Annotated in this window: 26 protein-coding genes and 2 pseudogenes; 14 read left to right on the forward strand and 14 right to left on the reverse strand. The window is 60.2% G+C overall.

What is annotated here, in order from left to right; translation table 11 throughout:
• From glmS to K6I40_RS26025, 6 genes and pseudogenes are all read left to right on the forward strand, one after another.
• Nucleotides 1-1,802: pseudogene (gene glmS / locus K6I40_RS26000) on the forward strand (glutamine--fructose-6-phosphate transaminase (isomerizing)).
• 81 nt (nucleotides 1,803-1,883) lie between these two features.
• Nucleotides 1,884-2,711 carry an undecaprenyl-diphosphate phosphatase gene (locus tag K6I40_RS26005; RefSeq protein ID WP_222918294.1) on the forward strand — a complete coding sequence of 276 codons (828 nt, stop codon included), beginning with the start codon at nucleotides 1,884-1,886 and terminating at the stop codon, nucleotides 2,709-2,711.
• A 70-nt stretch (nucleotides 2,712-2,781) separates the two neighbouring features.
• Nucleotides 2,782-4,515 (forward strand): transferase, encoded by a 1,734-nt coding sequence (locus K6I40_RS26010; protein WP_255681877.1) that lies wholly within the window; start codon nucleotides 2,782-2,784, stop codon nucleotides 4,513-4,515.
• Between the two features lie 5 nt (nucleotides 4,516-4,520).
• Nucleotides 4,521-5,675 carry a hypothetical protein gene (locus K6I40_RS26015; RefSeq protein ID WP_222918295.1) on the forward strand — a complete coding sequence of 385 codons (1,155 nt, stop codon included), beginning with the start codon at nucleotides 4,521-4,523 and terminating at the stop codon, nucleotides 5,673-5,675.
• 182 nt (nucleotides 5,676-5,857) lie between these two features.
• Nucleotides 5,858-6,223 carry a ribbon-helix-helix domain-containing protein gene (locus K6I40_RS26020; RefSeq protein WP_222918296.1) on the forward strand — a complete coding sequence of 122 codons (366 nt, stop codon included), beginning with the start codon at nucleotides 5,858-5,860 and terminating at the stop codon, nucleotides 6,221-6,223.
• Entirely contained in the window at nucleotides 6,223-6,792 is a 570-nt protein-coding gene (locus tag K6I40_RS26025; protein WP_222918297.1) for a hypothetical protein, read from the forward strand. The genes K6I40_RS26020 and K6I40_RS26025 overlap by 1 nt, the downstream gene beginning before the upstream one ends.
• A 659-nt stretch (nucleotides 6,793-7,451) precedes the next feature.
• Here K6I40_RS26025 and K6I40_RS26030 read toward each other — a convergent pair.
• The 3 genes and pseudogenes from K6I40_RS26030 to K6I40_RS26040 form a co-directional block, all read right to left on the reverse strand.
• Nucleotides 7,452-8,452, reverse strand: a protein-coding gene (locus K6I40_RS26030; protein ID WP_222918298.1) for an IS630 family transposase whose coding sequence is annotated in 2 segments (ribosomal slippage) — nucleotides 7,452-7,960 and nucleotides 7,960-8,452 — 1,002 coding nt in all. Because the reading frame shifts where the segments join, the coding sequence is not laid out codon by codon here.
• Nucleotides 8,453-8,468: 16 nt separating this feature from the next.
• Nucleotides 8,469-9,738: pseudogene (locus K6I40_RS26035) on the reverse strand (transposase).
• Nucleotides 9,739-9,740: 2 nt separating this feature from the next.
• Complete coding sequence (locus K6I40_RS26040; RefSeq protein ID WP_222918299.1) at nucleotides 9,741-9,887, reverse strand: DUF2080 family transposase-associated protein; 147 nt, start codon at nucleotides 9,885-9,887, stop codon at nucleotides 9,741-9,743.
• Between the two features lie 302 nt (nucleotides 9,888-10,189).
• Between K6I40_RS26040 and K6I40_RS26045 the strand changes: the two genes are divergently transcribed.
• Together K6I40_RS26045 and K6I40_RS26050 are read left to right on the forward strand one after the other, a co-directional pair.
• Entirely contained in the window at nucleotides 10,190-10,357 is a 168-nt protein-coding gene (locus K6I40_RS26045) for a hypothetical protein (RefSeq protein ID WP_255681878.1), read from the forward strand.
• 19 nt (nucleotides 10,358-10,376) lie between these two features.
• Entirely contained in the window at nucleotides 10,377-10,778 is a 402-nt protein-coding gene (locus K6I40_RS26050) for a PIN domain-containing protein (RefSeq protein ID WP_255681879.1), read from the forward strand.
• 254 nt (nucleotides 10,779-11,032) lie between these two features.
• Here the strand turns inward: K6I40_RS26050 and K6I40_RS26055 are convergent, their stop codons facing one another.
• From K6I40_RS26055 to K6I40_RS26065, 3 genes are all read right to left on the reverse strand, one after another.
• Nucleotides 11,033-11,944 carry a hypothetical protein gene (locus K6I40_RS26055; RefSeq protein WP_222918300.1) on the reverse strand — a complete coding sequence of 304 codons (912 nt, stop codon included), beginning with the start codon at nucleotides 11,942-11,944 and terminating at the stop codon, nucleotides 11,033-11,035.
• On the reverse strand, nucleotides 11,941-12,330 hold the full coding sequence (locus tag K6I40_RS26060; RefSeq protein WP_222918301.1) for a hypothetical protein: 390 nt from the start codon (nucleotides 12,328-12,330) through the stop codon (nucleotides 11,941-11,943). Before K6I40_RS26060 ends, K6I40_RS26055 begins: the two co-directional genes overlap by 4 nt.
• Nucleotides 12,331-13,305: 975 nt before the next feature.
• Nucleotides 13,306-14,175, reverse strand: coding sequence for a helix-turn-helix domain-containing protein (locus K6I40_RS26065; protein ID WP_222918302.1), 870 nt, complete (start codon nucleotides 14,173-14,175; stop codon nucleotides 13,306-13,308).
• Nucleotides 14,176-14,420: 245 nt separating this feature from the next.
• Here K6I40_RS26065 and K6I40_RS28785 point away from each other — a divergent pair, with 245 nt between their 5' ends.
• Both K6I40_RS28785 and K6I40_RS26070 read left to right on the forward strand, forming a co-directional pair.
• On the forward strand, nucleotides 14,421-14,543 hold the full coding sequence (locus tag K6I40_RS28785) for a hypothetical protein (RefSeq protein ID WP_255681880.1): 123 nt from the start codon (nucleotides 14,421-14,423) through the stop codon (nucleotides 14,541-14,543).
• Between the two features lie 12 nt (nucleotides 14,544-14,555).
• The gene (locus tag K6I40_RS26070; RefSeq protein ID WP_222918303.1) at nucleotides 14,556-15,320 is read left to right on the forward strand and encodes a hypothetical protein; all 765 of its coding nucleotides are present in this window, start codon (nucleotides 14,556-14,558) and stop codon (nucleotides 15,318-15,320) included.
• Nucleotides 15,321-15,400: 80 nt separating this feature from the next.
• Here the strand turns inward: K6I40_RS26070 and K6I40_RS26075 are convergent, their stop codons facing one another.
• The 5 genes from K6I40_RS26075 to K6I40_RS26095 all read right to left on the reverse strand — a co-directional run bounded on the left by K6I40_RS26075 (nucleotide 15,401) and on the right by K6I40_RS26095 (nucleotide 19,340).
• Nucleotides 15,401-16,144 (reverse strand): beta-ketoacyl-ACP reductase, encoded by a 744-nt coding sequence (locus tag K6I40_RS26075; protein ID WP_222918304.1) that lies wholly within the window; start codon nucleotides 16,142-16,144, stop codon nucleotides 15,401-15,403.
• Between the two features lie 232 nt (nucleotides 16,145-16,376).
• A complete protein-coding gene (gene phaC / locus K6I40_RS26080) occupies nucleotides 16,377-17,951 on the reverse strand; it encodes a class III poly(R)-hydroxyalkanoic acid synthase subunit PhaC (RefSeq protein ID WP_222918305.1) in 1,575 nt (524 codons plus the stop codon).
• On the reverse strand, nucleotides 17,948-18,496 hold the full coding sequence (locus K6I40_RS26085) for a poly(R)-hydroxyalkanoic acid synthase subunit PhaE (RefSeq protein WP_222918306.1): 549 nt from the start codon (nucleotides 18,494-18,496) through the stop codon (nucleotides 17,948-17,950). Before K6I40_RS26085 ends, phaC begins: the two co-directional genes overlap by 4 nt.
• Before the next feature lie 41 nt (nucleotides 18,497-18,537).
• Nucleotides 18,538-19,023 carry a hypothetical protein gene (locus K6I40_RS26090; RefSeq protein ID WP_222918307.1) on the reverse strand — a complete coding sequence of 162 codons (486 nt, stop codon included), beginning with the start codon at nucleotides 19,021-19,023 and terminating at the stop codon, nucleotides 18,538-18,540.
• Nucleotides 19,020-19,340, reverse strand: a complete 321-nt coding sequence (locus tag K6I40_RS26095) for an AbrB/MazE/SpoVT family DNA-binding domain-containing protein (protein ID WP_222918308.1) — start codon at nucleotides 19,338-19,340, stop codon at nucleotides 19,020-19,022. The genes K6I40_RS26090 and K6I40_RS26095 overlap by 4 nt, the downstream gene beginning before the upstream one ends.
• A gap of 266 nt (nucleotides 19,341-19,606) precedes the next feature.
• Between K6I40_RS26095 and K6I40_RS26100 the strand changes: the two genes are divergently transcribed.
• The 3 genes from K6I40_RS26100 to cdd all read left to right on the forward strand — a co-directional run bounded on the left by K6I40_RS26100 (nucleotide 19,607) and on the right by cdd (nucleotide 22,264).
• Nucleotides 19,607-20,245, forward strand: a complete 639-nt coding sequence (locus tag K6I40_RS26100) for a MaoC family dehydratase (protein ID WP_222918309.1) — start codon at nucleotides 19,607-19,609, stop codon at nucleotides 20,243-20,245.
• 87 nt (nucleotides 20,246-20,332) lie between these two features.
• Nucleotides 20,333-21,832: a phosphomannomutase gene (locus tag K6I40_RS26105; protein ID WP_222918310.1), complete on the forward strand. Its 1,500-nt coding sequence runs from the start codon at nucleotides 20,333-20,335 to the stop codon at nucleotides 21,830-21,832.
• Nucleotides 21,833-21,874: 42 nt separating this feature from the next.
• Entirely contained in the window at nucleotides 21,875-22,264 is a 390-nt protein-coding gene (cdd, locus tag K6I40_RS26110; protein ID WP_222918311.1) for a cytidine deaminase, read from the forward strand.
• Between the two features lie 27 nt (nucleotides 22,265-22,291).
• Here cdd and K6I40_RS26115 read toward each other — a convergent pair whose 3' ends face one another.
• Both K6I40_RS26115 and K6I40_RS26120 read right to left on the reverse strand, forming a co-directional pair.
• A complete protein-coding gene (locus K6I40_RS26115) occupies nucleotides 22,292-22,456 on the reverse strand; it encodes a hypothetical protein (RefSeq protein ID WP_222918312.1) in 165 nt (54 codons plus the stop codon).
• Nucleotides 22,457-22,512: 56 nt separating this feature from the next.
• Nucleotides 22,513-23,025, reverse strand: coding sequence for a DUF488 domain-containing protein (locus K6I40_RS26120; RefSeq protein WP_222918313.1), 513 nt, complete (start codon nucleotides 23,023-23,025; stop codon nucleotides 22,513-22,515).
• A gap of 58 nt (nucleotides 23,026-23,083) precedes the next feature.
• Between K6I40_RS26120 and K6I40_RS26125 the strand changes: the two genes are divergently transcribed.
• Nucleotides 23,084-23,917 (forward strand): nucleoside phosphorylase, encoded by an 834-nt coding sequence (locus K6I40_RS26125; RefSeq protein ID WP_222918314.1) that lies wholly within the window; start codon nucleotides 23,084-23,086, stop codon nucleotides 23,915-23,917.
• 100 nt (nucleotides 23,918-24,017) lie between these two features.
• Here the strand turns inward: K6I40_RS26125 and K6I40_RS26130 are convergent, their stop codons facing one another.
• Nucleotides 24,018-24,785: a mechanosensitive ion channel domain-containing protein gene (locus K6I40_RS26130; RefSeq protein WP_222918315.1), complete on the reverse strand. Its 768-nt coding sequence runs from the start codon at nucleotides 24,783-24,785 to the stop codon at nucleotides 24,018-24,020.

Raw genomic sequence — 24,785 nt, forward strand, 5'->3', positions numbered from 1 at the left:
ATGTGCGGAATCGTTGGCTACGTCGGCTCGGATGGTGGGGACGACGCCGTTTATGTTGTCCTCGACGGGCTCTCGGCACTCGAGTATCGTGGCTACGACTCCGCCGGACTTGCCGTGCCGACACCCTCGATGACGGTCTCCAAGGCAGCTGGCGAGCTGTCGGCCCTCGAGGGAACGGTTTCGCGGAACGAACTCGCGGGCGAATCGGTCGGCATCGGCCACACGCGATGGAGTACGCACGGCGCACCGTCCGATGTCAACGCCCACCCGCACTGTGACGAGGAGGGCCGGGTCGCCGTCGTCCACAACGGGATTATCGAGAACTATCAGCGACTGCGCGACGATCTCGTCGACGCCGGTGTTGCGTTCCGGAGCGAGACCGACACCGAAGTGGTCCCTCACCTGATCGGGCGCTACCTCGATCGCGGCGCGGACTCCGAGGAGGCGTTCCGGCTGGCGATCGACCAGCTCGAGGGCAGTTACGCGATCGCCGCGGTCGTCGACGGCTCGGAGACGGTGTACGCGGCGCGGCAGGACTCCCCGCTCGTCGTCGGCCTCGGCGACTACGGCACGTACCTCGCGAGTGATGTCCCCGCGTTCGTCGAGCACACTGATCGCGTCTGTTACCTCGAGGACGGTGACTTCGCCCGGCTGAGCACGGATGGCGCAGTCATCACTGACGCTGAGGGCCATGCCGTCGATCGGCCGGCGGAAACGGTTGCGTGGGATCCCGAGGACGCGGAGAAGAGCGGCTACGACCACTATATGCTCAGGAGATCCATGAACAGCCGTCCTCCCTGCGTCAGTGCCTCCGCGGTCGGATCGACGAACTCGAGGGGACGGTGGATCTCCCCGAACTCGAGGATATCGACCACACCGGCCCGGTCCAGTTCGTCGCCTGCGGAACGTCGTACCACGCGGCGATGTTCGGGGCGGAGCGACTGCGGACGGGCGGCGTGAACGCACAGGCGTTCCTCGCCAGCGAGTATGCGTCTGATCGCGTCCCCGTTGACGAGGACACGCTTGTCGTCGGCGTCACCCAGAGCGGCGAGACCGCCGACACGCTACGCGCACTGCGCGAGGCCGACCGGTCCGGGGCGACGACGCTTGCAGTGACGAACACAGTCGCCAGCTCCGCCGCACGCGAGTGCGATCACACCCTCTACATCCGAGCCGGCCCCGAAATCGGCGTCGCGGCGACGAAGACGTTCGCGAGCCAGCAACTCGCGCTCGCACTACTGGCGTTCGAACTCGGCGAAGACCCGACGCGCGCCGAACTCGAGGCGCTCCGTGACATTCCCGGACAGGTCCAGTCGGTTCTCGAGACGACGGACGCCCGAGCGGTGGCCGAGGAGTTCGTCGACGCGGACGCCTACTTCTTCATCGGACGAGGGTATCACTATCCAGTCGCGCTCGAGGGCGCGCTGAAGATGAAGGAGATTACTTACCGACATGCGGAAGGGTTCGCCGCCGCCGAGCTGAAACACGGCCCGCTCGCGCTCGTGACTGGAAACACGCCGGTGTTCGCGGCCGTCACCGGCGACGGGGAAACCGCCCGGAAGACAATCGGGAACATCAAAGAGGTCGAAGCCCGCGACGCGCCCGTCGTGGCGGTCACCGACGGCGAATCCGACGTGACGCGGTACGCAGACCACGTCCTCGAGATCCCCGCTATCGATGACCTCGGTGCGTCGGTGCTTGCGAACGTACAGCTACAGTTGGTCGCCTACTGGGTCGCGAACCAATTGGAGCGGTCGATCGACAAGCCGCGAAATCTGGCCAAGAGCGTGACCGTCGAATGATCGTCGCAGAGATCGTCTCCGATGCCGACCGCCGGCTCGAATCGAGCCGATTTAAGTAGTCGTGTTCTCCCACTTTCACCAGTGAACCGCGCGGAACTCATCGTCGCGATATTCGCCGGGATTGTCCAAGGGATCGTCGAGTGGCTCCCTGTCTCGAGCCAGGGCAATCTGGCGCTGTTTCTGACGTTCGCGGGGACGGATCCCGACGTCGCGCTACAACTCGCGCTCTTCTTGCAACTCGGGACGACCCTCTCGGCGGCGACCTACTATCGCGAAGACATTGCGACGGCCCTGCGCGCAGTGCCCGGCTGGCGACCCGCCAGCGCCTACACCGGCGAGAACGCGATTGCATCATACATCGTCGTTGCCTCGTTCGTGACCGGCGTCGTCGGGATCCCGCTGTACGTGTTCGCGGTTGACCTCGCCGGACAGCTCACCGGTGGCGTCTTCATCGCCGTCATCGGCGTCCTGTTGGTTCTGACGGGAGCTCTGCAATTGGCTTCGGAGTCGGTCTCGATGGGAATCCGCGACGCGCCGACACTGCTGGATTCTGTGCTGGTCGGTGCCGTTCAGGGCGTCGCGATCCTGCCCGGCATCTCTCGATCGGGCGTCACGACGAGCGCGCTGCTGTTTCGCAGCTACGACCCGCCGGCGGCGTTCCGACTCTCCTTCCTGCTCTCGATCCCCGCGAGTTGCGGTGCGGCCGCGCTCACCGTCGCGGGTGCCGGCGGCCTCCCCGGTATCGGACTCGGACCCGCCCTGGCCGCGCTCGCGCTCAGCGCCGTCGTCGGCTATCTCACGATCGACGCCCTCATGCGAGTCGTCGATCGAGTCCCGTTCTGGGTCGTCTGTTTCGGCCTCGGCGGCCTCGCGATCGTCGGCGGTGGCGTCGTCTCCATTGTCGTGTAATCGGATTCGTTCTCGATACGGATGCGTTACTGCGGATGTTGCCGATGACCTCGAGGGCGTGGGCATCGCCGTGAAGTTGCGAGACCACATCACGCCGAAGGATCAGCAACAGGCACGTGACGAACTCCAGCGGGTCGCAGACGATCTCCGAGCCGACGCAGACCTTGAGCAGAGCGTGCGTGGTGCGTACCTTCAGGAGCGAGCGGTCGAGGCGGTCTCGACCTACAAGAGCGTTGAGAACGGCAGTCGCGTGTTCGACCAGGGAACGTTCATCACGATCCGTGCAGCGACCCGTGACCAGCTTCGGGATGCCGTCCGCACCGTCAAGAGTCGCCTCCGCGAGGAACCAGCAGGGCTCTCACCGAAGACGGCCATCTGCAAGCAAGATCTCGCGATTCAGGCGGCGGCACCGATCGGCCCCAATCCATTCGGCCGGGAGGCGACTGCACTCGGCGGGGCCATCGGTGCGCTGTTAGCGTCACCACACAATGCGACGATCCTCGAGGACGGTGGCGTCGAATTCGGCGATCACTGGCGGAATCAGAGCCCCGTCGTGATCGACCCGTTCGCTCGAGAAAACGGGTACGCGATGTTCACGATCGGCGATCCCGGTTCGGGTAAATCGTTCGGCGCGAAGCAGAACTTCATCCGCTCGATCGAACACAGCGAGGATCGCATCGGGATCATCCTGGAGCCGCTGAATAACTGGGCAGGCGTCGCCGAAGCCCTCGGCGGTGAGCGCATTACGATCGGTGGGAACATGGGTCTGAACCCACTCGAAATCAAGCCGACGCCCGAACGGGTACAGCGAGCGATGGGCGAGGATGCTAGCCCCTACCGAGAAAAGCTCGATAGCGTCATGAGTTTCCTCTCGAACTACTTCGCCCTCCGCGGGATTCGACTCGGCGATCGACGAACGACGCTCGAGACGGCGATCGAGAGCGCCTACGACCACAAGGGAATCACCGACGATATCGCGACACACCACAACGAGAGTCCGACAATGCGTGACACCCTCGATATTCTCGAGGGGATGGTCGACGACCCTGACGAACACGTCGTCCGCACTCACGAGGAGGCGACCAAGATCCGCGAGGACGCAACGTGGCTCATCGACCAGTTACGATCCTTTGACGAGGGCGGCCGGTACGAGAATCTCGGACGGGAAACGGAGTTCGATATCCGTGACGAGAAGGTAATCTATCTCGATCTCGCCCAACAAGAGGGGAGTCTCGGCGGCAGTACGAGCCTCATCATGCAACTGCTGATCTCGGCGGTCTACGAGCGAGCGAAAGAGACGGACAAAGAGGTCGTCTTCGTTATTGACGAGGCCCGCTACATTATGCAAGACGCAGCGAGTCTCGAGTATCTCGAAATCGTCTTTCGGCATCACCGCCATCACGATCTCTCGATTCGCCTCGTCACACAGACCGTCGACGAGTTCTTTCAGCATCCCGAGTCAGAGGCGATCATCGACCAGTGTGCAATCAAGCAGTTCCACCACCTCGACGGAATGGACCGCGAGTGGGCCGACGAATTCGGACTCAATTCCGCACAGATGCGGTTCATCCAGGACGCCGTCCCCGGAAACGATCTGGCGGGCTACTCGGAGGCCCTCGTCGGCGTCGACGGCGAGTGGCGCGGTATCGAAGTTCGGGCGCTGGATAACGAAAAAGAGGTTATCGACTTCGATCCGAAATCACAGTCTCAGTCCCAGTTACCGGGCCACTCTAGCGATACCGCCGACGATGTTTCTGACCGCACCAAGGGTGGCGGTCAGAGTTCTCGAGGATACTCTGACTGAAAGATATGATCGACGAAAACGCAATTCCGGAAACGCTGTGCGCTCGAGATCAGTGGATCTGCTGGGAGCAAGCCGAACGGAACGGAGAGCCAACGAAGATCCCGATTGACCCGCAGACGGGGCGCTTCGCATCGACGACGAATGACCAGACGTGGTGCACTCTCGAGACCGCTCTCGGGTACTTGGATTCGAATCAGGCGGTAGTCGATGGTCTCGGATTCGTGTTCACGAGCGACGATCCGGTCGTCGGCGTCGATCTCGATGACTGTCGCGATCCGGAAACTGGCCGGCCGACCGAGCGAGCAAAGCGCATCATCAATCGATTAGACTCGTATACGGAGAGCTCACCGTCAGGAACCGGCTACCATATTCTGGTTACCGGCGAACTCCCCGACGGTCGCAACCGATGCGGTCACGTCGAGATGTACGACCACGCCCGATACTTCACGGTCACTGGCGATCACGTTTCGGGAATGCCGACGCGAGTCGAATCACGACAGGCCGAACTCACGGAAGTCCACGAGACATACGTTCGTGAGACCGATGACGACCGTCACGAGACGCTTTCACCAGAATCGGATTCGAATCCTCCTCTCTCGGACGACGAACTCCTCGAAAAGGCGCGAAACGCATCGAATGGAGATAAATTCGAACGTCTCTGGAACGGAACGACCACCGGATACGCGAGTCAATCGGAGGCAGATATGGCCCTCTGTTGTCTCCTCGCGTTCTGGACCGGTGGTCATGCTGTCCAGATGGACCGATTGTTTCGACGATCCAAACTAGACCGCCCGAAGTGGTATCACGTCCACTATGCAGACGGCTCCACGTATGGTGAGAAAACCATTACTCGAGCAATCGAGCACACCTCTGAGTTCTACGAGCCGTCCGAGACGAGGTCGAACGAGACACAGACGCAGGAGTTCGAGTCGCCGACGGATCGCGAACACGCCTATCTCAAAGAGAAGCTTTCCCTCCTTCGAAAGCAGACTTCGACTCTCGAGACGCAACTGGCAGAGAAGACCGCGCGTATTGAACAGTTGGAGCGACGGCTCAAGACATATGAGGGGAGCGTTGTGAGAGAGGAGAAACGAGAACGGTCCTCAGAGACGCAACTTCAATCGATAGTACGTTGGATACGTGGAATACGGAACGGGTGAGTTAGCATTGTCTCCTTTTGCACCTCTGCTGGCGGCTGTCCATTGAGTGACTGTGTGATTGCTGTCTATTATAGTATGGTGGATGGTGTATCTATGACGGCTCGGGTCACGAACTACTCACAGCTAACGCTGTGCAGGTCGCCGCAACCGTTATCCGACTATGTGCAGAACATGCACATAGAATGAGTGCTAGTGATGATCCTCGACGAGTCCACTTCCAATCTCCGGAGTATCTCGTCGAGCGCCTTGACGCGATCGCGGACCTTTTCGACAAGGATCGAACGGATCTCCTCGTCGAGGCCATCCGTGAGTACCTCGAGGAGACCGCCGACAGCGAGACGTTTCAAGAACTTGTCGCAACGAAGTACTACGACGACCAACTCGAGTTCGAAACGGTCAAGCAACTGGTCGGTGCTGAGACCGCCCAGCGGCTCCGTCTCCTGAAAGCGGACCTTGAAGACGAACCGCTTGATCTCGCTGCTCCCGACGATGTCGATATCTACGGCGATGACGCGGCGACGGTCGATACCGACGATGGCGACGAGTGATGAGCGGCCCACGCCTGCAGACAGTCGTCGCCGACACGAGCGCACTCGTCAGTCTCGCTGTTCCGCGGGCCGATACAGCATACGATACTGACACTGCCCCGGACCCCCTCCAGTATCTCCTCACTTCGTGTGACGTAGTCGTACCACCGGAAGTCATCACAGAACTTCGAAACATCACGCAGTATCAGGATATCCACGGTGCCGCGGCGACCAACGTCCTCACAGCTCGCGACTACTACACGGTTGAGGACCCGTATGAGCGAGCCGACACGCTCGAGTCGCGGCCGACGTTCGGCCTTGACGATGGCGAAACCGATGGAATCGTCCTTGCAAACGCACTCGATGTTGATGGTTTTCTGACTGACGAGTTCGGTGGGACGAATTTCGCTCTCATCCACGCAGTACTGCAGGGTCCACGTATTGTCCCGACACCGCGGCTCATCTGTGACTACGCCCGAAACGATCATATAACCCACGATGAGGCCCGAACGCTACTGGCGTCGATCAGCCCACACCGCAGCTGGGAGAATAGCCCCTACGTCGCACAGTTACGACAGTTCTTGGAGTAGCAGCGCCCATGTTAAACGTCTCTGGAACGGAACGATTACCGGATACACGAGTCAGTTGGAGGTAGATATGGCCCTTGTTGTCTCTTGGCGTTCTGAACCGGTGGCCATGCCGTCCAAGTGGACCGACTGTTTCGACGATCCAAACTAGACCGCCCGAAGTGGTTTCACGTCCACTATGCAGACGGCTCCACGTATGGTGAAAAACTATTACTCGAGCGATCGAGCATACCTCTGAATTCTACGAGCCGTCCGAAACGAGGTCGAGTACAACACAGACGCAAGAGGTCGAGTCGCCGAAGGATCGCGAACACGCCTATCTCAAAGAGAAGCTTTCCCTCCTTCGAAAGCAGACCTCGACCCTCGAGACACACCTGGTGGAAAAGACTGCGCGTATTGAACAACTAGAGCGACGGCTCGAGACATATGAGGGACGACCTGCGACTTGAGAGCAGCCGTCTGACCCCTCGAAAATGACTCAGCCACGATCGATTTGGGGTCGCCTCTGGAGATTGACCTCCTCCACGGCCTGAAGGCCGTGGAATCCTACCATGGGATTTCCGCGTCGCTTCTGTTACGTGTTCGAGGTTTCAAGACGCATGCGTTCACACGTCAGCCACTCCCTCCTCGCAGAGCCTAACCACTGGGTGCTATAGTAGGAGTTAGAAATAACTGCTCACCTTTGGTACAGAGAGCTGATTAAGTGCGGTATCGATCGCCGTTGTTAACTCGCTAAGTGAGTCAAAAAACCGATTGCTGAGAGCCGTTTGGAGCTGTCGCCAGCACTCTTCGACCGGATTGAGTTCAGGAGAGTACGCCGGTAACGTGACGAAGGCGAGGTCGTCACGGGCCGCCAGGTCCGTGACGGCCGATGCCTGGAAATACGGCGCTCCATCGAGCACGATGATTAGATCTTCTTCGAATTCTTTGCATAACGCGAGAATGAAATGTTTCGCGTGATCGGCAGTGACGTACTCGGTGAATCGTGAGAAGAAGCACTCGCCGTCTTCGGTGATCGCGCCGAGCAGACACGTCCAGTCGCGTTGGCCAGAAAGTTCGACGCTCGGCCGCGTGCCGCGCGGAAACCACGCGGCACGCGGCTCAACCTGGACGGATTTCTTGGTCTGATCGATGCAGACTACTGTGGCGTCCATCTCCGCTCGCTTTTTTTGAGTTCGTCACGGAACTCTTCTGTGTCGGATTCCTCGGCTTCGTCGGCTGTGCGGCGCGGTTTTTGGTAACTCAATCCAGCTTCTTTGAGCAACCGCCGGCAACTCGGATAGGAGTACTCGACGCCGTAGGTTTCTTCAAGAAACTCCTGGACGAGCGCCGGCGTCCATGCCGGCGCGTCGATCCCGACTTCCTCGGGAGGTTCGTGAACGGTTTGTTCAAACTCTTCTTGCTGTGTTTCTGAGAGCTTTCGTTTTCTCCCGGATCGGTGAGCATCAGAGACGGCTTGCTCAAGCGGTTCGTCCGTATCGAGTCGCATGAGCCAACTGTAGATCGTCCTTCGACCAGTGTCGTGCCACTCTGCAAGTTCGGTCTGTGTCACGCCGTTCTTGTACGCAATCGCCGCTAACAACCGTTGTGTCGGCTTGTTTCCCTCAACCTTGTCAAGGGCGTCTTGGAGTTCTTCAACGGAAATCTCGTCGAGATGGTCCATTGTCTACAGTAACAACCTACGGGCGAAAAATTCTAACGGTTACTATAGAGTTCGTGTCAGTGTGAGTGTCTTGTGGCGCGGTCAAACACGCCCCGTCGCCAGTCATGTCACTGCCACCCCCTTCTCGTCGGATGAACACTCCGAATCTGTTTGGACGTGGCTCTCACAACTGGCGTAGTATCGATTGATGATATTGAGTGCGGCGTTGATATCCGCCTGATACTCCCCAACCCAACACTCCGCGTTCGAACACTTGAACACTGCCTGCCTCAGGCGGTATCCATGCTCGCCACACGCATGGCACTCCTTCGACGTGTACGCGGGATTCACGGTTTCCACGGGGATACCGTGTTCCTTTGCTTTGTATGATATCTGCGCGTGGAGTTTCGCGAACGCCCACCCGTGCAACCGCCGGTTCATGAATTGACCGTAATCCATGTTCTCACGGATATGGGTCAAGTTCTCCAAGATGAGAACCGGATTCTCAACCTGACAAGCGTATTCGACAATGTTACTCGACACATTGTCGAGGATATCATCGATTCTCGCCCAGAGTGCATCACCATACTCTTCGGCGAGTCGTTCGCTGTCGCGTTCTTGTAAGCGTTTGACGGCGCTGAAGTAGGTTTCGTGGAGGTTTCGGACTTCTCTGCCTTCGCTGCTCCAGAGTGTTGGATTGGCCGGGGAGCCGCACTCAGTACGGTGACACACCGTGGCTAACGCAGCTTCCCCGATATCCACTCCAATCGGCGTCTGCTCTTTGACAGACACCGAACTGGACTGCTCGACCTCCATCGTCGCACTCACGTGGAAATACCACTCTCCTTCTCGCTCGATGAGTTGACACTCACCCATCTCCGCCTCCCCGTGGTATACAGCTTCGAGCCACTCACACTGATTCGATTTGGGTTGTGCGGGGAGCCACAGGTGGTAATCCTCATGATGAGGTATTTCGCGTACCACTCGATAGCGTTCTGTGGCTTGTGGTCGAGGTCGGGTCCCTCGTTCGTGAATCTCACGGGATGGTCTCCGTCGCGGAGTTCTTTTGCTCCATATGTATTGTCATCGAGGAGATTGGGGACGTATTGTTTCAACGCGTTCTTCGCGTACCCTGAGAGGTCGTATTCGACGACCACGTCGTTGGCTTTTCCTTGCGTGTCGCAATTTTGGGTGAACGCTTCGTGGAGGGCGTGTTGGTATTCGTCGCGTGTCTCACGAAGTTTGCTCTCTTTGTGTGCGTTGGGGTTGACGAGTTTGAGAGTGAGGGTCTCCGTGAGTTCGGACATAGTTATTCGTCGTTGGGTTCGCTGGTGCGGACGATTTTAACGTCGGCTCCGCGCCAGTCTTTGGGGACGAGGATGTGGGCACCGTTTCCAGTGGGCTTGACCTCGCCTTCGATGACTTCGTGGCCGTTGATTTCGAAGCGGTCCTCCATGCGTGTGTTTACACTTTGTATCAATTCAAGTGCTTCGATTGGGAAATCAGACTGGATGAATTACGGTGGGGTGACGCACTACACCTACCGCTCGACCCGCGCCTAAAGACGCGGGTATGCGCTATCGGTCTGTATCAGACTGGATGAATTACGGTGGGGTGACGCACTACACCTACCGCTCGACCCGCGCCTAAAGACGCGGGTATGCGCTATCGGTCTGTATCACGAGCAAAGGCCAGGTCACCATCCCGAAACGGATCCGCGACAGACTCGAGCTCGAGGAAGGGACGGAGGTGGAGTTCGTGCTCGGTGACGATGGCGGACTCGAAATCCGACCCAAAAGGCCTGCGATGGAACGGCTTCGCGACGTCCAGCGGACGCTCTCGGCGCACGACATCGACCTCGAGGAGATGCGTCGGGAATCGAAGGCCGCATGGAGTTCGCATGATCGTCGCGAGAACCAGTCGTGATCTTTCTCGACTCGTGGGTGTGGCTGGAGTTCGTTTCGACGGCGACGATGCGGCCGCCGCGGAGGCGGCCATCGAACGAGCCAACTCGGCCGACGAAGGCGGGCTCATCGCCCCGACCGTTCTCGCGGAGGTCTCGTATCGAATTCGGAGCATCGAAGACGAGGCGACGGCGGACGAAGCGATTCGACCGATCCGCGACTACGACCACATCGAGAGTATCCCAGTGATCGACGACATCGGCGAATACGCGGCCGAGCTTCGGTTCGAGTGCTACGAGCCCGGCGAACGAGAGCTCTCCTACGCCGATACGATCCACCTCGCGACCGCGGCGATCCACGACGACTGTCACACGCTCTACTCCGGGGATCCGGACTTCGAGGGGTTCGAGGTCCTCGAGGGGCTCGAAACCGTCGTTCTGTGAGTTCGCGGTGGTAGTTTCGGCGACGAACTCGCGGCTGGTTCTCGCGGTAGCACTCCGTACAAGTTCGTCCGTGGACAGCCGTCGTCTTCGGATAGCCCCGCGAGGGTCGTCTCCGTCGATAACTGCCGAGGACTGCTCGAGGGGAAGACCCACGGCTACCGACCACGTAATCGACCGCTCACAGGGCGTCGGTTCGGAGGTATCCTGTGAAGATGGTGGCTCTCTCGAGGGGACGCACTCGGGGGTGTCCTCGGTTAGCCGTGGACGTCAGCTGTCTCCGGGGCCTGATCGGCGTCGGTTGTCGTCTCACCCGGAATCTCGGCGTCCGCCGGGAGGACGAGTCGCCGTTCGGTGTACTCAAGCCCGTTCTTCCGCTGGGTTCGCTTACGGACCGCCAGCCGGTGGTTAGCGCACTCGAGGATCGCGTCGATCGTTCGCGAGACGAGTTTCTTCGCATAGGTCTCGCTGATCCCCTGTTCTTGGCGTCGGATCCAGTGTTTCAGGTCGCTCGCCTCGAGGTACTCTCTGACGCCCGAAGTGCCGGGTTTCCAGGGATCGTCGCCGACGGTCGAGTCGGTTCGTGCCTGCCAGAGCTTCGCGGCGAGTCGCGTCGGGAGCGCATTTGCGGTCGAGCGACGCATGTCCTCGTCCATACGCGCGAGTTGCTGGATCGGCAGGAGGTCACCGTGTGCGAGCGCGACGTCGTTCCCTCGGTCCAGCGGATCCTCGTGATCCGGAAGGCGGTAGTACGCCCGCCCGTCCGTCTTGGTGAACCGCTCGAGCGTGTCGGCGGCGATGTCGAGTTCGTGGACGTCGGCGTTCGATTCGCGGAGATGTGCCCCCTTCTCGAGTTCGCGTGCCTGGAGTTCCTCGAGGCGTGCTTTGTTCGCCCCCGTCCGATTGCGCGTGGCCTTCGCGAGCGACTCAACTCGCTCGAGGTCCTGTTGGTGGTCTTCGAGGCAGTCTTGGACTTCGGTGTGGTCGGTCTCGAGAGTCTCGGTCCGGGACTCGAGTGAGTCGACCGACTGCTCGAGGTCGTCGATACGGGCCGTGAGTCGTTCGTTTTCCGCGCGGAGGGTCTGGAGTTCTTCGATGAGGGTTTCGAGAAGATCATTCTCGAGGGTCGCAGTCTCGAGTTGGTCTTCGTCGAGGGATGACGGACTCATCGATCTCGTCCCTCGTCATGTGAGGTGTCTTCGCGCTCGCGTCGGTCGTCGGGTTCCCGGTCGTCCCGTCGCGATGCCTCGCGTAGTGCCCCGAAGGGACCATCGACCTTCGTGATCCCGCCCACCCGTCCGTCGCTCGAGGCCTGTCGCTCGTCCGTCTCGGGGAGGTGACGTCGGAGACACTCGAGTTCCGCCCGGAGCTCGCGGCAATGGCGTTTCGCCGCGCGGCGGGCATCTGACTCGAGTTGGTCGTCGTTGATGACTTTCTCGAGGAGAATGGTTGCGTGGGTGTCAACGGCCTCGAGACTTGTTCGGTAGGTGGTCGGCTGCTGTGATTCGTCCCGTCGGTCGGGGCTTTCATAACCCCGTGTATCGTCGTCTGACATGGCTTCCGTAGTCGTGTTACGGGAGCTTTTCGCGGACTCGGTGACTCCACCACCGGGTTGCGCTTTTCACGTGATCCTCGCTTTTAGACCCGTGTTTCGTCCCGTTAGCTAATATTATATATTATTCCAACATAAAACTATGCTTCGCATATCTTCTAAGAGGTAATACAGTTTTAGAACGATGTAGAGGCCGCCTATAGATATGCTACGGCGTAGTTTGATACAACTCCCTTTAGCAGTGCTATACAGATGCGAAAGCGAGCTGAGTGGATGACGCGGGCGGATGATGAGATCCTCGAGTACCTCGAAACACACGGTGCTGGGACACCGAAATCCATTGCGGACGAAATCGATCGGAACAACGACTATATCGGAGCTCGGTGTCGGAAACTCGCTTCGTACGGGCTGGTCGATCGCCCCTCTCGAGGGTTCTATGTTCTCTCTGAGTCGGGTGCTGCGTATCTTGAGGGGAGCTCGATGCGAGTGAGCTCAAGGGAGACAAATAGCATTATCCCGTACTGATGAAACCGCTCGTTTGACTATATCCAGAAAGCCCCGACTGGCTCGAGGGCTGTGACTCGCTGCGCGCTTTGCTCCCTTCGGTCGCTTCAGTGCTTGCGTCGTCTCGCACCTCGAGCCAGTCGCCCCTTTCAGTCCCATCCGCGGTAGTTTGATTGACCAGTTTAATATGCAAATCTAGTCTGAGCGTGACTCGGAGAGATGAGGAAGTGATCTGCATTATACCTAGTCTTAGTAAAATGACTTATCACGCGGTGGTCTTGATCTGAGTGAATTGGAGAAATCAATAGCGTTGCTTGTCGACGAAACTGCTTGTTTTGGCTCACAGAAGGCCCTTATGAGCTCGATGACTGTGACTTGCTGCTCGCCCAATACTTAGACCATCCTGCTCCTGGCCCCTCGACCCTTCCAGTTCCACTTAGATGATAGCGTCATAGTCTCGGTTTGAGCAGTCGTTCATGGATGTGGATTCTTTGAGCTGGATTTGTCCGAAATTTCATACTCCCATATCAAATCGAAGTACCGTTTCATACCAGCAACAAAGGATCCGTTCTCCGTAATTGCGGCCTGCCGTTGATGGTTAGGAACATCTGTCTCCTCGACGAGGAAGATCGCTTTTCCTGAATCATAAGTCATGCTCGGATCGATGAATGTTCCACGCCAGGGAAGTACTGCCTCACTAAACCGGTTGTCGATTTCAGGATATTCGGACGTGATTCGGTCGACGATATCTTCTTGCACGGTTGCCTTCGTTTCCGGAAGTTTTCCCGGATCGAGGAACAATACCGAGACATCAACACCACGTTCGAGTGCGTTCTTCACCGCTGACTCGACATCGTCAAAGTATGCGAAACTGTTCGTGATAACATAGACTTCGTCCACCGCGTTCTGGTAGAGTTGCCGAGTTTCCGTCTCGCTCGGATCACCGACATCAACGACGGAAAACAACTCGGCTGTCGGCGTCACTTCCTCGTCGGCCTGTTCGTAACGCGGTCCGAACTCTTCGAGGAATTCCTCACGCGCCCCTTCAACCTCGTTGCAGTAGTCCTCGTATTGTTGACGTCGATTCTCCTTTGCCCGTTCGAGGATTGCTTCCGGTGATTTTGGTTGATACTGCTTTGGCCGGCCAGGAATCACCTTGATGAACCCGTAATCGGCAAGCGAATCGAGGACATCATACACCCGTGCTTTGGGGATATCAGTCGCCTCGGACACACTAGGAGCGGTTGTCCGGCCTGCTCCTAGTAGATTGGCAAGCGCTGTGGCCTCATACTGCTTCAATTCCAGTTGCTGAAGCAATTCCGTCGAACTGTTTTGTGAACTCATTATTATTCGGGGCCTCTATAGGATTGAATAGTTGAAGTCAACCAAGTAAATCCCGAGCATAGTGCAGCTATTGCCCAGATTTATGCGTTCTGTTGTAATAGCTCTCGTACGGACTCCTCAACTGTGTGACGTGCTTTCCATCCGAGTATCTCGTTCGCTCGTGACGTATCGACTTCGAAGTTCTCGACCATTGTCTCGGCACTCCGAGGATTTTCAACGAGTTCGATATCGACCGACTCGTCGAGTTGCAGACGCGACGGACCGATACTGGCGTACGCTTCCACGGTGACTCGCTCCAGACCGGTGATACCGTGGTCCTCGACTTCGGGACGACGACCGTCAGCGGAACGGCCACACAGATGGAGTAGTAGCGATCACAAATGAGCACCAACGCACGCGATGGATCAGCAGTCGTCCGGGTCGGACGGAAGATAGCCGATCGAATGCGGACGGCTATCGAACGCTCACGGCTCGGATCACTATCCCGCTGGCAAACCGACTCTCGCGTCTCAGTATCTGAAGAGACGACCGCTACGCCATCGCCGTCAGTGCTCGAGACGATCGCGAGCGGATCGGCACTTCGATCCGCGATAACGGCCACGAGTACGCGAGTACAGACAGTTGCCTCGAACGCACGAATCACAGCCCTCGGAGCGACACTCTATCGGTATGCGACATCATCGGTCGGCTATCGATGGCTCACGACGGAGCCAGAGCCGGACATTATCGTCATCGATCTCCGTGAGACCAAAGTGATCGGTCCGTTTATTGAAATCCTCGATCGCGTACTGGACGGCGCGACGGGCGCGATGCCAACGTCTGCCATCACCAAGGTCGTGACTCGTGTCGGGAACGCAGTTCGTGACCGACCGCTCGCAGCGACGAGCTTTTTCGTACTCCCCACCGTCGCGGTTTCGCTCATCATGCTCGGACTCAGCGGGTCGCTCAGTCTCCTGCTGGTCGGAATCCATCTCACCGCCACCGTCTTGGCGACTATCGGACTCCGTTCGCGACGGAGTCTCGAAGACCTCCTCGAGATGCGAGCAGTCAAGCTTCTCATCGCAGTGTTCGAACCGCCAGAACCGCCGGAAAACAAGACGCGAACCGAGGAAGTGAGCAGCGAAACGAGCGACGAACAACGGTAACTCGCGTTCACGCGACGCTCGCTATTACTAACTCACATCGTATAGCCATTTTTTAAGAAAGATCGACGCTTGAGTCGGGCTTAGAGGTCCATTCCACCGTTGACGTCGATCACCTCGCCGGTCACGTACGATGAGTCCTCGCTCGCGAGGAATCGGACTACCGCGGCGACGTCCTCGACTTCGGCCAGCCGCTCGAGCGGAATACCTGCAATGATCCGGTCGAGGACCTTGTCGGGGACGCTCTCGACCATGTCTGTGGCGGTGAAGCCGGGCGCGACGCAGTTGGCCGTCGAGCCACCTTTGGCGAGTTCGAGTGCGATCGTTCGCGTGAAGCCGAACATCCCGCTTTTTGCGGCGGCATAGTTGGCCTGGCCGTAGTTGCCCTGTTTGCCGACGACGCTCGAGATGTTGATCAGCCGGCCCTCCTCGGCGTTCCAGATGTCGTCGTAGAACAGTTGGGTGCAGTTGAACATGCCGCCGAGGTTGACGTCCATCACGCGGTCCCACTCCTCGCGGGACATCTCGGTAAACTGCTTATCGGCCGTGATGCCGGCATTGTTTACGAGAACGTCCGCTGGGCCGAAGGTCTCATGGCAGACTTCGACCATCTGCTCGACGTCCGCACGATCGGAGATATCCGCCTGTGCCGCGACGGCTGAACCGCCGGCGGACTCGATGGCGTCGACGGCCTCGTAGGCGGGACCCTCAGAGGTCCGGTAGTTGATAACGACGTTTGCCCCTTCTTCACCGAAGTTTTCGGCGATACCACGACCGATCCCCTTCGCTGAGCCCGTGATAACGCAGGTACGACCATCCATGGACATGACTCACACATTCGACGTCCGGTGATAAATAACGACCTGTTAGTTATCAGTACAATTAGGCCGATAATAACCCGACGGATGCCAGTCGGCTGAAGACAGGAGAGCCGATTACGGATCAGTCACACCAGTGAATCGCCGTCTCCGGCACGAATAGCGACGAGTGACAGAACGATCGAACTGCCGCCCTCGAGTGGGTACTAGGAACCCAATCAATTGGGTCGCGAAACCGACACTACCGCTCTCGGGCCTGTTCGATCCAGTCCTCGAGTCGGCTCGGCGAGATGCCGGTCTCGGTGGCGAGTTCGGCGACGTCGGCCGCGGCGAGCTGGTCGAAGGTCTCGATACCGGCCGCGGTGAGATCTTCGGCGTACGCCTGACCGACGCCCCGGAGATCGGTGAGATCGTTGGTCTCGGACTCGATTTCGGACGCGGCCTCCTCGCCCGCGACTTCTTCGACGACGTCCTCGTCGACGGTCATCTCGCCCGGCTCTGCCGGTTCTTCCTGAATATCGCCTTCGCCGCGCTCGGCGATTTCCTCGTCCGCCCGGTCGGTGGTTTCCACGTCGAGGTCCGCGTCTGAATCTGGACTCGAGTCTATTTCCACGCTCGAGCCGCCGTCCGCGAGGTCTTCGGTGCCCGTTTCGTCGCCTTCGACGTCCTCAGCGAGGGCGGCGTCCGCCGCCTCGGATTCGGGCGTCTCCGGTTCGGATTCGACCTCGGTCCCGTTCGATCGCTCCTCGAACCACTCGGAAACCTGTGGCCAGAGTTCGTCGTGGCTCCGCGAGGAGACGGACATCCCGATATGGCCCGTTGCGAACTCAAGGATCTCGGTGTCATCGGCGGCGATCACGTCGTTGAACGGTTTCGAGGCCTCCGGTGGGATGAGGTGGTCGTATTCAGCGACGATCTGGAGGACAGGCATGTCGATGTTGGTGATATCGACGTGTTCGCCGCCCAGGTAGAGTTCGTTCTCGTAGAGTTGGTTGTCCTGGTAGATGTCGCGGATGAACTCCTCGTAGGCCTCGCCTGCCATGTCGATGCCCTCGTCGAGCCAGCGCTCCATACGAGCGAAGTTCTCGACGAAGTCCTCATCCTCCATGTTGTCGTAGAACCGGACGTACTTCGTCACGTTGTTCGCGACGGGATCCATCAGCGCGAATCCGACGTCTAAGAACCCGGCGGGGACGTTGTCGAACGTTTCGGTGACCGCTTCGGGGTCATAGTACTCTTCGCCGCCCCAGAGCTCGAGGACACCGCCGTCGCCGGCGAAACAGAGACCGGCGGCCATCAGGGCCAGATTCTCGACCTTTTCGGGGTATAGCGAGGCATACATGGCCGCCTTCGTGCCGCCCATGCAGTAGCCAAGGATGTTGATCGAGTCCTGGCCGGAGCGCTCGCGGACGACATCGACGCAGTTGTCAATGTATCGGTTGACGTAGTCGTCGATGGAGAGCGAACGATCCAGTTTCGACGGCTCGCCCCAGTCGATCAGGTAGACGTCGAAGCCGGCCTCGAGCAGCGTCTGGACCACCGAGCGGTCGGGCTGGAGATCGAGAATGTACGGCTTGTTGATCAGCGCGTAGACGATGAGGATGGGGATGTCGTGTTGCTCCTCCGTCATCGGCTCGTAGTGGAGGAGTTCGAGTTTGTTCTCCTCATAGACGACCTCGCTGGGCGTCTGTCCGACGTCGATGTTTTCGACGGTCTCGGTGCGCTCGGGGGCGATCCGCGTCTTCTCGGCCAGGTCGGCGGTCGCCTCCCAGGCCTGCCGTTGCATGTTCAGTGTGGTTGCGAAGGGATTGTTCATTGCTCGTCTTCGAGGTGATCGAGAACGCGGTCGAGTTTCTGCTCGACGGTGTGCTGGCGGCGCTCGAGTTCGACGAGGCGGTCACCGATCTCGACGACATCGTCCTGGGTTGCAAAGCCGAGCGAGCGGAGCGTCTCCTGGGCGGCCTCGTCGGCCTGCTGTTGCATCTCGAGGACATCGCCGACGGTCTCGCCGGTCATCTTGGCGAAGGCGGTCGTCGACATGACGTCCTTGAACGCCTCGTTGGCCGTGTTGAGCCAGATGTCACGGAATTCCTCGACGTCGACGTCCTCGCCCTCGAGCTGGTCGTTCATCCGTTCGACCATCTGCTGAGAGGCGTTCATCCACGTCTCATAGGCGCGGGCGTAGCCCTCGACGCCGTCGGAGATTTCGTTGTCCTCGCTGACCTCGCCGACGGTCTCGGACCAGCTCTCGACGAACTGCGCCTGGGCTTCCATATTGTCCTCGAGCGCCTCGAGGAACTGTTCGTTCCACTGTTCGGCGAACGCGTTCCAGTCTTGCATCGGGGGTTGTGAATCTGACATGGGTGAAAATTGACGGTGAACGATAAAAATTGAGCCCGGATTTACGCCGAGACGTCGAACTCGTCGGCCGCCTCTTCGACGTTTTCGGCGACGACGCCGACATTCTCTTCGACCTGCTCGTGGGCTTCTAGCGCCGCGTCGAATGACGTGTCGACGACTTCGGCGTAGCTCTGGGTGAACTCCTCGTAGGCGACTTCCGACTCCTCGAGCGCCTCGAGGTAGGCGTCGATCGACTGCGACTGGGCCTCGGTGGCCGAGTCAAAGCCCTCGTCGACGAGCTCGCGGAGTTCGCCGAAGTCGGCCGCCTCCTCGGGCAGGGACGCCTCGAGGGCGTCGAAGTAGGCGTGAATTGCGCCCTTGGTCAGCTCGGCGTTGGACTCGGCGAACGAGCTCGAGGTCTCGACGGCGTCAGCGAAGGCGCTGATCGAGGTCTGCTGGGCCTCGAGGGCGTCGTGGGTCAGGCTCTGGGACTGTTCGAGTGCGGTGCGCTGTGCGTTGAGTACTGCGGTGAATGGATTCTGGCTCATGATTGGTCCTCTCGGTTGCGTTTGACGGGAACGACGATCGTCTGGACGATATCGCCCTCCTCGATGTCGAGGGCTTCCCGTTCGGGACCGGGAATGCTGATCCGACCGCCGCTCTGGACGCGGGCCTTGAACGTCGCTGTGCCCATATTCATCGGCCCGAAGGCCGACGTGTTCTCGAGCGGATTCGCCGACGTGGCCTGCAGCAACTGTTTCATCATCTCCTGCTGGGATTCGGCGACCTGTTCGCCCGCTTCCTGCATCTGTTCGGTGAACATCGCAGGCGGGAACCAGGCCGACCGGTCGGTGTCGTCCGTCATCAACAGTACATTGGCTCGCAGACATAATAAGCCTTTCCACTAGATACCATCTAATGCCATGAGATGGTTATCCCTGGATCGATCCACCGAGGAGCGGGGTGGGATGAACGACGATCGGGACCGAACAGTGAACGCGACAATCCAATTTGAATGGCAGAAACGGGCGTAATAGAGGCTCTAATAGGCCATTACCAGATATTTGGCACGGTAAAACGGTCTTGGGAGAGTCAAAGAAGTCATATACACACCACACTTACCGCCCATAGATGCCCCACCAGAACGCTGGCGAAGACAACCTCGCTGCCATGACGAACGCGTGGTCGGCTATGACGCGAGGATTTCTTCGAACTGCAACTGCGGCGAACCGTGCCGCCGTCTCTGCGATGCTTCCACCTGACGACGGCGAAACTGACTCGGAGGCGAACAGGGTCGCTCCGCCAATCCCATCGGTTGATCACTCCGATCTCAACTGGCAGTTCGATCGCACCGTCGACGATCCCGAGGGGATTAGCGTCGGCGACACCGTCACGTTCGAGAAGGCGCTGACCGACGATGACGTCCGGGCCTTCGCCGCGGTTAGCGGCGATACGAACCGGCTCCACCTCGACGATGACTTCGCGTCCGAGACCCGCTTCGACGAGCGCATCGTCCACGGCACCCTCGTCTCCGGACTCATCAGCGCCGCCCTGGCTCGACTCCCCGGACTCACTATCTACCTCTCGCAGGATCTCGAGTTCAGTGGGCCCGTCGGTATCGGCGACCAGGTGTCGGCCCGTGTCGAAATCGTCGAAGACCTCGGCAACGATCAGTATCGACTCGAGACGGTCGTCCGCAACGAGGACGACGATGCGACCGTGATCGACGGCGAGGCCGTCGTTCTGATCGACGACCTGCCCGCCGAGTAGCTGTTTCTGTCGGCCAGAGGCTGCTAGTCTCGTCGGCACAGCGGTGAGTGCAATGTTTCTAAGTGGTTCCTTACGGAACGGGTGGATATGACGCTCTTTGGGACCGCAGGAATCCGTGGCCCGGTCGAGGATGTCTCGCCATCGCTGGCGCTTTCCGTCGGCCAGGCTGCGGGCGAACCCGGGGAAACAGTCGTCGTCGGTCGCGACGGCCGGGAGACGGGCCCGGCACTCGCAGCGGCGATGGAGGCCGGCCTCGAGAGCGCCGGCGCGGATGTCCGCCGCGTCGGCCAGGTACCAACGCCGGCGCTCGCCTTCGCCTCGCAGGGGCGACGGGGCGTGATGCTCACCGCGAGTCACAACCCGCCCGAGGACAACGGCATCAAACTCTTCGCGGACGGCGTCGAGTACGACAGCGACGCCGAACGAATCATCGACGACCGGGTCGCGAGCGACGATTCCCGGCTCGCCCGCTGGGACCAGTGGGGCGACGCCGAGGGACTCTCGGTGCTCGATCAGTACTGGTCCGCCGTCGAGACGTACGTCCGGGAGCAGTTCGGCGGTCAAACCCAGGACGGCGAGCAATCGTCAGCAAGTGAACCGCTCGAGGGCCTTCGGATTGCCGTCGACTGCGGGAACGGCGTCGGCGCGCTCGCGACACCGCAGATTCTCGAGCGACTCGGCGGGACAGTTGTCGCCGTCAATGCCTCCGTCGACGGTCACTTCCCCGGGCGCGGGAGCAAACCGACGCCCGAGACGCTCTCGGAGTTCACCGACTTTCTCGCGGAGGGTAGCGAGGCACGACGCGCCTTGAACCACGCGAGTAGCGCGGAACGCAGTTCCGCGGACCGTCGAGCGGCTGAGCCGCGAGACGGCGGTGAAACCGCGAGCGTCGACTTCGATCTCGGGCTGGCCCACGACGGTGACGCCGATCGACTCGTCGTCCTCGGCCCTGACGGCGAAATCATTCACGAGGATACCGTCCTCGCAGTCGTCGCGGCCCACTACACGGCGGCGAGCGATGTCGGCGACCCCGTCGTCGTCACGACACCCAACGCCTCCGCTCGGATCGACGAACGGGTCCGTGCGGCCGGCGGCCGGGTCGAACGCGTCCGGCTGGGAGCGCTCCACGAGGGAGTCGCCCGCGAACGCGCTGCCGGGACCGACGACACGGAGATCGTCTTCGCCGCCGAACCCTGGAAGCACATCCACACCGCCTTCGGCGGCTGGATCGACGGCGTCGCCAGCGCCGCAGTCGTCGCCGCGCTCGTCGCCGACGCCGGCGCCACCGATCGGCTCCGGGAGCCGGTCACCGAACGGCCCTACCGAAAGGTCAGTGTCGAGTGTCCGGACGCGGCCAAAGTCGACACGATGGCCGCCCTCGAGACGGACCTCCCCGAGACGTTTCCGGACGCGACAGTCAACACGGATTATGGCGTCCGCCTCGAGTTCGAGGACGCTTCGTGGCTGCTCGTCCGACCGAGCGGCACCGAACCCTATGTGCGTCTCTACGCTGAGAGCGAATCGGTCGACGAACTCGTCGCCGAAGCACGAACGGTCATCGAGACGGCAGTCGAGAGGAGCCGGTAAGCAGTCGACATCCTTTGGTGGCCCCTCGCCGAACCGATCCGCATGAACGACTTGATCGACGCCGCTCGCGACATCCAAGACCGGGCACACGTTCCCTACTCTGACTACCGGGTCGGTGCCGCCCTCGAAACCGAAGACGGCGAGGTCTTCGTCGGCTGTAACCTTGAGAACGCGAACTATAGCAACAGCCTCCACGCCGAGGAGGTCGCAATCGCCGAGGCGGTCAAGAACGGCCACCGCGAGTTCTCGCGACTCGCCGTGAGTTCAAACCGCCGCGACGGCGTCACTCCCTGTGGCATGTGCCGCCAGACCCTCTCCGAGTTCTGCGACGACGACCTCGTCGTGCTCTGTGACGACGGGGACGACGAGGTAACTGAGTACACTCTCGGCGAACTCCTGCCGAACACGATCTCACAGGACACGCTCGAATAGTCGAGTGAGAGTGTGAGACCGGGGCTGTCACTCGCTGCTGTCCGATTCGGTACGGTCCAGTATCACCTGCGCCAGAAATAGCGCGGGGATGAGTCCGATGAAGAGGATGAGCGCCACCGAGCCTGATTTGACGGCGGAGTAGCCGAGAAATAGCAGAAACAATGCGCCGAAAAGCCGCGGGCTCTTGATCATACGATTCGGTTTCTCATCATATCAGATAAACACGGCCGTCGATCCGCTCGCCGCGATCACTCCGAAGATCCGTCCGAGAGCACGTCCCGGAGAACCGTCCGATGACACCGCTTCTTCTCGGTGTTCTCGAAACAGACCAGCGCCAGCGACTCGCCCGCGGCCAAGCGCGACTCGAGGTCGTCGATTGCCGCCTGCGCGTCGGCTGACTCCTCGAGGTACTCCTGATACGCGTCCTCGAACCCCACTTCGTCCCACGCGGCGTTGTGGGCGCCCTCCTCGCAGAGGCCCTGCATCTTCATGTCCTCCTCGCGCTGGCGGAACGTCTCGAGCAGGTCCGCTGGCGGGCCGAGTTCGGGCAGGTTCTCGTCGACAGTGCCGTGAAACCACGACGTGGGTTTGCGGACGACGCCGACCCGGGTTGCATCGGCGGGAAGATCGACCAATTCGTGCTGGATCGCGGCGACGTAGGTGTCGGTGAGGGTTCCACTGCTTCCGTCAGCGTCCTCGTTCCCGACGATATCGTTGCTCTCGTCGGCCCCCGCGGTCTCGTGCTCGTCTGCGTCGGCCATACCCTCGCTACGGGCGCCCTGCAGTTATATACCGCGCCGGACCGAACCGCAGGACCGAATGACCGGCGACGATATCGACGACAGCGAAGACCCGAACTCCGATGTCCAATACCACCTCGAGGTCGGCTCCGAGGACGTAGCGGATACCGTACTGCTCCCCGGGAATCCCGAACGCCTCGAGAAAATCGTCGCCTTCTGGGACGACCACGAGATCCGGGCTCACCATCGCGAGTATCGGACGGCGACGGGATCGTACGAAGGAACGCCGATCTCAGTCACCTCCACCGGCATCGGCAGTCCCTCCGCTGCGATCGCCGTCGAGGAACTGGCCCGTGTCGGCGTCGACACGTTCGTTCGGGTCGGCTCCTGTGGCGCGATCCAGCCCGAGATGGCTGTCGGCGATCTGGTCATCACCACTGGTGCGGTCCGCCAGGAGGGGACGAGCAACGAGTACGTCCGCGAGGACTACCCAGCCGCTGCGGACCATGAGGTCGTCTCGGCGCTGGTCGCTGCTGCCGAGCGACTCGGCTACGACTACCACACCGGCGTCACGATGAGTGCGGACTCGTTCTACGCCGGCCAGGGACGACCCGGCTTCGACGGGTTCGAGGCCGCCGGAGCCGACGACCTGGTCGACGAACTCAAAGCAGCGAACGTCAAAAACATCGAGATGGAGGCCAGCGCTATCCTAACGCTCGCGAACCTGTACGGCCTCCGAGCGGGCGCGGTCTGTACCGTCTACGCCAACCGCGAGACCGGCGAGTTCCGTACTGAAGGCGAGTCCCGCGCCGCCGAAACCGCAACGCTCGCGACTCACCTTCTCGCGAAAATGGACACCGTCAAACGCGAGGCCGGCGTCGACCGCTGGCACGCCGGCTTGTCGCTCGAGTAGCCGTTCGTCTCCGGTCGCGTCATACGGTCTACTGTAAGTCATTGCCAGCGCAACCCCAGAGCGGACGGGTTGCGCCGGTAAATCGTTACAGTAGTCCGTATCAGTCTCGCATCCGGATGATGCCGTCCTCGAAGACCTTCCGATTCGGGACGATATACTCCTCCGAGTCGTTCTCGATCTTGGTAACGAACAGGTCGACCTCCTGGACGATCCCTGTTTGGTCCCCGATCCGGATCTCGTCACCGATCCCGTAGGGCTGGTTGAGCAACAGGTAGATGCCGGCGGCACTCGAGACGAGGAAGTCCTTGAAGGCGACGGTGCCGACGATGACGATACCCACGGCGTAGACCGTCAGCAGGATCAGCAGTGCGAGAACGTGGACGCCGACCTGACCGAGCGCGATGATGAAGGTAACGTAGAGAACGGAGTACTTGACGACCTTCGGGATGATCGACACCTCGGGGAGCTTGACGCCCCGCAGATACTCGCTGACGATCAGTTCGGACTTGTCCGCGACGATAAAGCCGAGGATGAGTACGAGGACGGCGATAAACAGCTGCGGGATGAACTCCGTGACGCGGAGCCAGAAGGCGTCCGTGTCCAGTAACTGCGCGATGTGGATCGCGGTCAACACTGCGATTCCATAGATAAACCACGAACTCAGCCGCGCGACGATCTCGACCGTCGACGTACCGATCGACTGTGCCGTCCGCTCGAAGGGGGTTCCCTCGACGGCCTCCGGAACGCCCGATGCCGAGAGCAATTCTTCGTTGAGCCGGCCGACGAGATAGCCGACGACGAGACCGAGCGCGAGTACCGCCGCCGCTATAACGGCCGGTTCATTGAGGAACGGCTGCCACTCTACCAT

It is taken from the genome of Natrinema sp. SYSU A 869, from assembly GCF_019879105.1.
In the GTDB taxonomy this organism is placed as follows: Archaea; Halobacteriota; Halobacteria; order Halobacteriales; family Natrialbaceae; genus Natrinema.

What these genes read in the sequence shown, in the direction of transcription:
- phaC (WP_222918305.1), bottom strand. Translation starts at nt 17,951, where the DNA reads ATGAACAATCCCTTCGCAACCACACTGAACATGCAACGGCAGGCCTGG.
- K6I40_RS26095 (WP_222918308.1), bottom strand. Translation starts at nt 19,340, where the DNA reads ATGACGGACGACACCGACCGGTCGGCCTGGTTCCCGCCTGCGATGTTC.
- K6I40_RS26055 (WP_222918300.1), bottom strand. Translation starts at nt 11,944, where the DNA reads ATGAGTCCGTCATCCCTCGACGAAGACCAACTCGAGACTGCGACCCTC.
- K6I40_RS26105 (WP_222918310.1), top strand. Translation starts at nt 20,333, where the DNA reads ATGACGCTCTTTGGGACCGCAGGAATCCGTGGCCCGGTCGAGGATGTC.
- K6I40_RS26100 (WP_222918309.1), top strand. Translation starts at nt 19,607, where the DNA reads ATGCCCCACCAGAACGCTGGCGAAGACAACCTCGCTGCCATGACGAAC.
- K6I40_RS26130 (WP_222918315.1), bottom strand. Translation starts at nt 24,785, where the DNA reads ATGGTAGAGTGGCAGCCGTTCCTCAATGAACCGGCCGTTATAGCGGCG.
- K6I40_RS26025 (WP_222918297.1), top strand. Translation starts at nt 6,223, where the DNA reads ATGAGCGGCCCACGCCTGCAGACAGTCGTCGCCGACACGAGCGCACTC.
- K6I40_RS26020 (WP_222918296.1), top strand. Translation starts at nt 5,858, where the DNA reads ATGAGTGCTAGTGATGATCCTCGACGAGTCCACTTCCAATCTCCGGAG.
- K6I40_RS26065 (WP_222918302.1), bottom strand. Translation starts at nt 14,175, where the DNA reads ATGAGTTCACAAAACAGTTCGACGGAATTGCTTCAGCAACTGGAATTG.
- K6I40_RS26115 (WP_222918312.1), bottom strand. Translation starts at nt 22,456, where the DNA reads ATGATCAAGAGCCCGCGGCTTTTCGGCGCATTGTTTCTGCTATTTCTC.
- K6I40_RS26090 (WP_222918307.1), bottom strand. Translation starts at nt 19,023, where the DNA reads ATGAGCCAGAATCCATTCACCGCAGTACTCAACGCACAGCGCACCGCA.
- K6I40_RS26070 (WP_222918303.1), top strand. Translation starts at nt 14,556, where the DNA reads ATGAGCACCAACGCACGCGATGGATCAGCAGTCGTCCGGGTCGGACGG.
- K6I40_RS26120 (WP_222918313.1), bottom strand. Translation starts at nt 23,025, where the DNA reads ATGGCCGACGCAGACGAGCACGAGACCGCGGGGGCCGACGAGAGCAAC.
- K6I40_RS26060 (WP_222918301.1), bottom strand. Translation starts at nt 12,330, where the DNA reads ATGTCAGACGACGATACACGGGGTTATGAAAGCCCCGACCGACGGGAC.
- K6I40_RS26125 (WP_222918314.1), top strand. Translation starts at nt 23,084, where the DNA reads ATGACCGGCGACGATATCGACGACAGCGAAGACCCGAACTCCGATGTC.
- K6I40_RS26085 (WP_222918306.1), bottom strand. Translation starts at nt 18,496, where the DNA reads ATGTCAGATTCACAACCCCCGATGCAAGACTGGAACGCGTTCGCCGAA.
- K6I40_RS26015 (WP_222918295.1), top strand. Translation starts at nt 4,521, where the DNA reads ATGATCGACGAAAACGCAATTCCGGAAACGCTGTGCGCTCGAGATCAG.
- cdd (WP_222918311.1), top strand. Translation starts at nt 21,875, where the DNA reads ATGAACGACTTGATCGACGCCGCTCGCGACATCCAAGACCGGGCACAC.
- K6I40_RS26075 (WP_222918304.1), bottom strand. Translation starts at nt 16,144, where the DNA reads ATGTCCATGGATGGTCGTACCTGCGTTATCACGGGCTCAGCGAAGGGG.
- K6I40_RS26040 (WP_222918299.1), bottom strand. Translation starts at nt 9,887, where the DNA reads ATGGAGGACCGCTTCGAAATCAACGGCCACGAAGTCATCGAAGGCGAG.